Consider the following 4,584-nt stretch of genomic DNA (forward strand, 5'->3'; position numbering starts at 1 on the left):
TAATGCCATGAACACATCCTCGGTGGAAAAAATTGTTCCCCCGATGCGAGAGTCGAAAACCACATCACCATTGACCAGCGGGATGAAACCTGCCTGTAAAGCCGAAATCAGCGGTTTGGGATTCCATTCGGCGAGGTGCTGATTTTCCGCCAGAATGACTGCCGAAGGCGGAAAGGCGATTATGGGCAATCCCTTCTGGCTGAATATTTCAAAGACGATTTGATTCAAAGCCCTTGCCTGCCGATAGACCTCCAAAAAGCCCAGCCAGTCTTTGGGCGTAAAAACACCGTGGCGAGTGCGGTATTGCCTGGCTGGTATGTGACCAAAGGAGCCGGATCCATGACCAATAATCAACTGGGTGTTATTTAGATTGCGCGTAGCCATTATTATTTCTTCGGCTAAGCGTTCAATAATGTCCAAACGGGCAGTTGCGGGACGATGTTTGTCTGTGATCAGGGATCCGCCCAGTTTCAGGAAAACTCTCCTCATGATTGGTCATCCTCTTTCAGGGGGCGGAGTGTCGTCAGCCAGGTGTGAAATGCCCCTTCATTCAATAAACGTTGGGCAATTTGCCCGGCCTGTTCAGGTGGCACCAAGGCAATGATATTACCACCACCGCCTCCCCCGGTTAATTTTGCGCCGTAAGCGCCGCTTTGTAAAGAGGCCTTTACCAGTGTGTCCAGGGCCGGTGAAGAAACACCCATGGATTGCAATAGTTGATGATTTTCTTCCATCAAGGGTGCCAGGGCTAACCAATCGCCTTCCTCAAGAATCTTCCGGGCAGACTGCACAATCCTGCCAATTCGGTGAAAGATTTGCTCATAATATTGAGGTTGTTGCTGCCAGCGCTGACGGACACCGGCAACCATTGCTGCTGTTGAGGGGGCTTCACCGGCATTGGCAATTACCAGAGTAATGGAGTCTTTCAAATGAATCAACTCTGGCCGCTGGTTTCGCACGTAGTAAATTGGCATCTGGTATGTGATTACGGTATTGTCAATACCACTTGGAGTGCCGTGAAAGGCTTTTTCCACTTCGTAGGCAATTTTATTTACCTGCTCGTTTTCCAGGGGTAAGCCAACAAACTGACTGATGGCGCGGATCATGGCAATACTTACCGCCGCGCTTGATCCCATACCTGCTCCTGCCGGTAGGGTGGAATTTATGCTGATTTTCATGGCCGGTAAGCGGGAAATTTGCAAGGCTTGTTCCAGCAATTGAAACAGGGTGTTGAGGGGATGTTGTTCAGGAAGTTCAGTGCGAGTGGCATGAAAGTTGATTGCAGGAGATTCAATGCGGATATTGCCAGATGGCTGTAATGGATCAGCCTGGACAATAACTTTTACTTTGACACCGGTCACCGGGGCGGCAATGGCCGGTTGACCATACACCACTGCATGTTCACCGAATAAAATGACTTTTCCAGGTGCGGAGGCAGTAACAGCAGGCATAATTGATCAATTCAAGTAGAACACAAACAGCACAGAGAAACCCCACAAGAGGATGGCTGCCTGTAAAGGTTTATCGGTCAGGACAATATCCTCCGGCGCGCCGCCTGCCTGTTCAACTTGAATTAAGTAAAGGTAACGAAAGATACCGTAAATGACAAACGGAATGGTGAGCATCATACTGTGGTTATCTGGAAGATTGGGTGCTGAGAAGGTGTATAAACTGTAGGCTACAATCGTTGTACCCGAAACGATGGTGATCAATTGGTCAAGTAAAGCCAGGTTGTAACCATCCAAAACTCGACGATGGTTATTTGCATCATTTTGGAGCAGGGTTAACTCGGCGCGACGTTTTCCAAAACCGATGTAAAGAGCTAATAATGTGGTCACCACATATAACCAGGGTGAAAAGCGTTCAACCTCAATGAGCGAGACCCCTGCCGCCACCCGTAAAACAAAACCTGCTGCGATAATTAACACATCAATCAAGGGGATGTGTTTAAGGCGGGTGGAATAAGCCAGGTTGACCAGAAAATAGATTAAGGCGATCCATCCGAACAATGTTGAAAGCAGGAACGATACCGGGATCGTAATAAGGATAATACCAACCGCTGCGGCCGCAGCAACTGGCACAGGTAGTTTTCCCGAAGCAATTGGCCGGTTTCGTTTCTGGGGATGATTACGGTCTGCTTCGGCATCCAAAATATCGTTGATGAGATAAACACTGCTGGAAAGCAGGCAAAATAAAACCATTCCTGCCAGCGATTTGCCGACTGCTTCAGGATTGAGTAATTTCTTATCGAAAACAACCGCAGCCAAGACGAAGACATTTTTGCTCCACTGGCGCGGTCGCATGCTTTTGATTAAGGCAGAAAGCATACCCCAATCATATCATATTGATTCAAATTTACCCGCAAATTTTAAGAACTGATTTGGGTAATAAAATCGCAGGTGGGATGAAAGCAAGTTAGAATATATCCGTATGAAAAAAAGATTGGATGTATGGTTGGTGGAAAAAGGATTGGCAGAAAGCCGCAGTCAGGCTCAACGTCTGATTATGGCAGGTCAGGTGCGGGTGGGTCAAACCATTGCGCAGAAGCCCGGGCAAATGGTTGACCCTGGTTTGGAGGTTGAGGTCATTCAACCGGCCCGATTTGTATCCAGAGGGGGAGAAAAGCTGGAAGCGGCTTTGGTTGAATTTGGACTGACCGACTTGACGGGCAGAGTGTGTGTGGATGTGGGAGCTTCCACCGGTGGGTTTACAGATTGTCTGTTACAGCACGGAGCAGCGCGGGTCTTTGCGGTGGATGTAGGATATGGCGTTTTGCACTGGAAGCTGCGGCGTGATGAGCGTGTGGTTGTAATGGAAAGAACCAACGCGCGGTATCTGAAGGGATTTGATGAAAAAATTGATTTTGTGACGATAGACGCATCCTTCATCTCTTTGAAAATCCTTCTACCGGTTGTCCGGCATTGGTTAAGCGACGATGAAGGTGAGGTGGTTGCATTAATCAAACCCCAATTTGAAGCCGGTCAAGAGGAAGCCGCTCGTGGAGAGGGCGTTATTCGTGATTCGCAGGTACATCGGCAGGTTTTAAGCGAGATCGTTGATTTTTGCCAGCGCGAGGGATGGGTCATTCGCGGGCTGATGCGTTCTCCCCTTACCGGCCCAAAAGGCAATATTGAATTCTTGATTTGGTTGTCACTGCAAGGTCAGGGATTGTCCAATCCGATATCACTTATTGAGGAAATGACCAATCAGCCGATTCAGTCTTTGAAAATATCGGAAACATAGAAAGGCGCACTCTGGCATTCTTTAGAAGTGAAATAACTGGATACAATGTTCCAGGTTAATTCTCCTTCTTCTTTCCATGCACTTTCAATTGCCCGAGCTGTACAGCCGGGGCCGGCATTGTAGTTTGCCATGGTGAATTTCCATAAATCCACATAACTGGCAACTTCACCGGATTTTTTACTGGTAGTATTGCGGACAATTTGATTGATTTGACTGCAATTGGCTTTGACTACTTCGGCAAAGATGGGTATGCTACTCAGCGCACGCTGACGGTTAACCCCTTGAGGGCAATCTGCACAGGTGGCATTCACCTGACGAACCAGCGCACCCCGCAACAAGGCGCGCCCCGATTCAGGAATGCCCAGGTAACCCTGCTCACATGTTCTGGGATGAAGGATGAGCGGACAGAATTGGGCATAAAAATACGGACTGTACAGTAAAAGTGCATCTGCGCCGGTATCATTGAGTTGTCCAAATCCGCTTTCCAGAATATCAATATAGATTGCTGGCCAAAACTGACTTTCGATTGCAAAAATCTTTTTCAACAGGCGTGCCGGTACCCCATATTTGACGCCGGTTTCAAAAATCTTTGAATCATATTGGTTTTGCCATTCGATGATCACCGGCCGGGCAACTTCCACCCCACATTGATTTGCAGTCGTAGCAGATTGCAATCCATTGTAAGGGCATTGGCTGGCATCAACCACCTTGTTCTGGATTAACATGGCAGCCAGATAGTAGTAATTGTATTCGGTGTACAATTCTTCCACACTGCGGGGGTATTCCAGCACCAGTGGTAAGTTGAGGGGAATCTCCGGAACAGACCAGATTTCGGCACAGGTTACAATGTCCGCTGGAGGGCGTGGTTCGAATTCTTCAAATGATGAGGAGGTCGGTGTAGGGGTAAAGGCTACCAGCGTTGCCGTGGGTGTGAAGGTGGGATTGGTTTGATTTTGGGGTAGTTGATTTGCAATATTTGATTCGGCGTTCATTAAAGATGCCGAATTGATGGATGGAGGTTGTTCTGTTTTGCGAAGAAGGGGAAGGGGGAGATCAGCAATAGCCGAAGTTGGACTCTTTTGAATCTGGTCGAGCTGGTTTTTGAGGGGAATAATGTTGGATACCAAAAACAAAATTACACCAACAAAAACTGCTGCAAAGACCGGTTTGAAGAATCTCATGTTGGTTCTTACCCCCGCGAATTAGAAGATTCAGGCTATTCAGTTTCTTCCTCGTATACATAAGCCCAACCGGAACCCTTGCACACCGGACAGCGGTCATACACATAACCGTCCTTGCATAATCCGCCGCCGCCACCGGAACAGAAGGCGCACTTTTTGG

General features: G+C 48.0%; 4 protein-coding genes and 1 pseudogene. 1 reads left to right on the plus strand and 4 read right to left on the minus strand.

Going from position 1 to position 4,584, the window contains the following annotated elements:
• The 3 genes and pseudogenes from VAE48_RS08855 to VAE48_RS08865 form a co-directional block, all read right to left on the minus strand.
• Positions 1-489: pseudogene (locus VAE48_RS08855) on the minus strand (hypothetical protein); the annotation flags it as partial.
• The gene (mvk, locus tag VAE48_RS08860; RefSeq protein WP_322792963.1) at positions 486-1,451 is read right to left on the minus strand and encodes a mevalonate kinase; all 966 of its coding nucleotides are present in this window, start codon (positions 1,449-1,451) and stop codon (positions 486-488) included. The gene mvk and the pseudogene VAE48_RS08855, both read right to left, overlap by 4 nt.
• 6 nt (positions 1,452-1,457) lie before the next feature.
• Positions 1,458-2,327 carry a decaprenyl-phosphate phosphoribosyltransferase gene (locus tag VAE48_RS08865; protein ID WP_322792964.1) on the minus strand — a complete coding sequence of 290 codons (870 nt, stop codon included), beginning with the start codon at positions 2,325-2,327 and terminating at the stop codon, positions 1,458-1,460.
• Positions 2,328-2,430: 103 nt separating this feature from the next.
• Between VAE48_RS08865 and VAE48_RS08870 the strand changes: the two genes are divergently transcribed.
• On the plus strand, positions 2,431-3,243 hold the full coding sequence (locus tag VAE48_RS08870; protein WP_322792965.1) for a TlyA family RNA methyltransferase: 813 nt from the start codon (positions 2,431-2,433) through the stop codon (positions 3,241-3,243).
• Here VAE48_RS08870 and VAE48_RS08875 read toward each other — a convergent pair.
• A complete protein-coding gene (locus VAE48_RS08875) occupies positions 3,216-4,424 on the minus strand; it encodes a hypothetical protein (RefSeq protein WP_322792966.1) in 1,209 nt (402 codons plus the stop codon). The genes VAE48_RS08870 and VAE48_RS08875 overlap by 28 nt on opposite strands.
• Between the last annotated feature and the right edge of the window lie 160 nt (positions 4,425-4,584).

The sequence above is a fragment of the Bellilinea sp. genome, assembly GCF_034432615.1.
In the GTDB taxonomy this organism is placed as follows: Bacteria; Chloroflexota; Anaerolineae; order Anaerolineales; family Anaerolineaceae; genus Bellilinea.

What these genes read in the sequence shown, in the direction of transcription:
- VAE48_RS08870 (WP_322792965.1), top strand. Translation starts at nt 2,431, where the DNA reads ATGAAAAAAAGATTGGATGTATGGTTGGTGGAAAAAGGATTGGCAGAA.
- VAE48_RS08865 (WP_322792964.1), bottom strand. Translation starts at nt 2,327, where the DNA reads ATGCTTTCTGCCTTAATCAAAAGCATGCGACCGCGCCAGTGGAGCAAA.
- VAE48_RS08875 (WP_322792966.1), bottom strand. Translation starts at nt 4,424, where the DNA reads ATGAGATTCTTCAAACCGGTCTTTGCAGCAGTTTTTGTTGGTGTAATT.
- mvk (WP_322792963.1), bottom strand. Translation starts at nt 1,451, where the DNA reads ATGCCTGCTGTTACTGCCTCCGCACCTGGAAAAGTCATTTTATTCGGT.